Origin of the sequence: Paenibacillus albidus, from assembly GCF_014644435.1 — a bacterium.
GTDB lineage: Bacteria > Bacillota > Bacilli > Paenibacillales > Paenibacillaceae > Paenibacillus_AQ > Paenibacillus_AQ albidus.
In genome coordinates, this window is record NZ_BMKR01000094.1 from 1 (window position 1) to 3,201 (window position 3,201).

2 protein-coding genes and 1 pseudogene are annotated in these 3,201 nt (G+C 36.4%); 2 read left to right on the forward strand and 1 reads right to left on the reverse strand.

The features are described from left to right. Positions 1-350 precede the first annotated feature (350 nt). Positions 351-602: a hypothetical protein gene (locus IEY53_RS34660; RefSeq protein ID WP_189032887.1), complete on the forward strand. Its 252-nt coding sequence runs from the start codon at positions 351-353 to the stop codon at positions 600-602. A 59-nt stretch (positions 603-661) separates the two neighbouring features. Here IEY53_RS34660 and IEY53_RS34665 read toward each other — a convergent pair. After that, positions 662-1,045 (reverse strand): annotated as a pseudogene (locus tag IEY53_RS34665) (manganese catalase family protein); the annotation flags it as partial. 212 nt (positions 1,046-1,257) lie between these two features. Here IEY53_RS34665 and IEY53_RS34670 point away from each other — a divergent pair. After that, on the forward strand, positions 1,258-3,168 hold the full coding sequence (locus IEY53_RS34670) for a tetratricopeptide repeat protein (RefSeq protein ID WP_189032889.1): 1,911 nt from the start codon (positions 1,258-1,260) through the stop codon (positions 3,166-3,168). Positions 3,169-3,201: the final 33 nt, after the last annotated feature.

The window sequence follows — 3,201 nt, forward strand, 5'->3', positions numbered from 1 at the left end:
GGAGACGTGCAGGATATGGAACAAATTGGGTGATGTACGCTCACCTTTATTCTTGCATGCTCTTACAGTTGTTCCAAGCGACCTCCTCCTCTGTTTCCTTCTTATCTCACACTTAACTAAAGGTGAAATCCTGCGAATTCATGAGCCTGCGTGAGAAAACTAAATCATTTCGAGGGAGCTTAATGAAGCGTCCGCGCTAGTCTAATACTTTGTTTTCTCAGTCTACAACTTTATTTTCCGAGTCTAACACTTTATTTTTTAGTCTAATACTTTATTTTCTGAACAATAATATCGCAGTATCATTATAATTGCACTGTAATCTATTGTTCCACAATTGGAGGAATGAAATAATGCCACATGAACCAGAGATTGAAGTTGTTTTCGAGGGTGGGAAGAACAAAAGTTATCCCATACAAGGTGGAAAAAGACACTGGCGGCGTGTGATTGGTAAAGACGAAGTGATTTACGAGGATAATATAATCTCGCCTGAACTTTGGGAAGCAGCGAACACTAGTATTAAGAATCGTAATGGATTGCCCTCAGCCATTTCTGACGATAGAAGCCACATCGCGTTTATGCAATATGGCTTCTTACCTCTCTAACCAAATGTCCAAGCCCTGTTAATGTTATCTGCTCAGTTCGTTACCATCCCTTACACTTATCAAAATATCTTCTTTTGATTTTTGTCATCAATAATAATCTGCACCGATTCCTTAAACCGCAAAGCATGCACAATCTCTCGCTCCCGCAGGAACTTGAGGCTGTCCTGCAGTTCCACGTCATCCGTCATATCGATCAGCCACTGGTATGTAGCCCGGGCCTTTTCTTCGGCGGCAATGTCCTCGTAGAGGTCAGCCAGCGGATCACCTTTGGCCTGGATATACGCAGCTGTCCAGGGGACCCCTGCTGAATTCTGGTAGAACAGCGCGTGGTCACGCTGTGCATAGTTCGGGCCAAGCCCGGCAGCTTCGAGTTCACTGATCGATGCATCTTTTGTCAATTTATATATCATTGTAGCAATCATTTCCAGGTGCGCAAATTCTTCTGCACATTGAGGATAGAAGTTAAGAAAAACAAATTAATTGCTCTGCTAAGCAGTTGGATGACATCGCTGAGATTGAAATTAGTGTACGGCCTCCGCCGAAACAAAAGTGTATTCTCTTCATGTTCGATGACTTATAATCTGGCATTATTCACTTTAGAAGTGATACACTTGTCTCATTAATCCGCTTTATAAATATATTGAGGAGGCTTATTATGGAGCCAGTTCTCCTTGCACGCTTGGCGGCGAAATTTTCCACCTACGCTTTGCCTCGAATAAAAAATAGTAAAGTTTATCGGGATATACAAGCAAAATGGATAAAAGACAATTATGCTGTCGAGGTCAAGATGATGTTTAAGGCTGCAATTGCTGATGCAAAATCATTATTTGATTTGCCAGATGAATTAATGAATGATTTATTAGAGGATACAGTCAATCATAATGAAGTTTTTCGGTGGATTATAGAAGGCGTAACATTAGAAAGCTTTGAAGAAGAAAAATTAAACTTGCTTCCATATATAGAAAAGTATCCGAGATACGAAGACATGCAAAAAGCATTTTTTCTAACTATTTTAAATAAAATCCATGAATTTCAAGAAACAAAATGGAAACCTGAGTTTTTGCAAATATTATCTAAAATTAATTCTTTTAAAGTTGATATAAAACAAGACCTGAGCATAATCAAATCTTCTCAAAATCAAGTCTTAGATAAACTTGATGAACATAAAACACTTTTAAATCATTTTTTCGAACCCGTTTCTTATGATGACCTTAATGAACTCATAAAATCTGGTGAAGTGAAAACTGCACGTGAAAGAGCACACGAAAGACTTAATGGAAAGAAGTTATTGACTACTAACGATATAATGGAATTAAATGCTGTCATTGGTTCTTGTTATATAATCAATGGTCAAGAAAGAGAATCCATTCCCTACCTGCAAATAGCAACTGCTAACTGTGTAAATGAGCCAAGAAAATACCGAATGCTTTCACTGATTAGTCTTTTTCAAGAACATTATGAAGACGCATTAAGATACGCGAATTTAGCAATTGAAAAAGAAGGTTATTCACAAAGCAATGTAGAGAAATTAATTAATATATATATGAAACAAGGTAAATATAATCTCGCACTAGAACTATTAGATAAATATCCAGCTTTCGATCTAAAAGAATTACATGCCTATATATTAATAAACAATAAACAGTTTGAACCAGCGCTATCACTGACTCAAACAATGTTAGAGACAGATCCAATAAGTTTGACTTGGTTATTAATTAAAATAGAGATTATGACCCTAAACCTAGAATATCAAATCTCGATAGGTAATGTTGTACCTACAGAAGAACTGTATCACACAATAATGCCAATTATTAAACAATTAGAAAATACCAGAACGCAAAATGACAGAATAGAAGAACGACTTAACGAAATGAAAGCTGCTATAGCTTTTAGAAACAAACGATTTACAGAAGCAAAACTCACTTTTGAATGGTTATATTATCACAAAAAAGAAAATAAAGAATTTTACTACAACAATTTTCTCTATTGTTGTTTATGTGACGCGGACTGGAATAAAGCTATTCAATTACTTCAAGAACGAGTAATTTCGAACGACTCCAATATCAATGATATTATCACCTTAGCAAGCGTCTACGCAGATTCTGGTGAACCTCTACTTGCTAAACAGTTACTTGAAGATAATTTCACACATTTAGATTTGGATAAGGAAAGTTTATCCTCTCTAAAATTTTATTTTGTCTATATCGAGAGCTTGTCCTTGACATTAAACAATACAAGAATCGAGGCCCTTATTAAAAAGTTTGAAGATAAGCAATACGTTGAAAATGGAATTCATGCATTAAAAGCTTATTATGCTACGCTTCTTCATGATTGGGAAAATGCCATCATGCATTGGGAGGCTTGTATTGATAGCTTATCAGGGGAATTATTTTCAGAAGCTGCCATGAAATTGTCCCAAGCTTATATGAACAGAGGTTCCAAATACGATTATCAACAAATGACAACGTTGATTGAAAAAATCTCTCATTGGCGACAGCATGAGAGTCTAATTAACCGATATGCTAGAGGGCTTTATGAACTAGGGCCTGTACGCAAACCTATTTGAGCCATAAACGAATGGAAAGCAACGTCAAAAAAG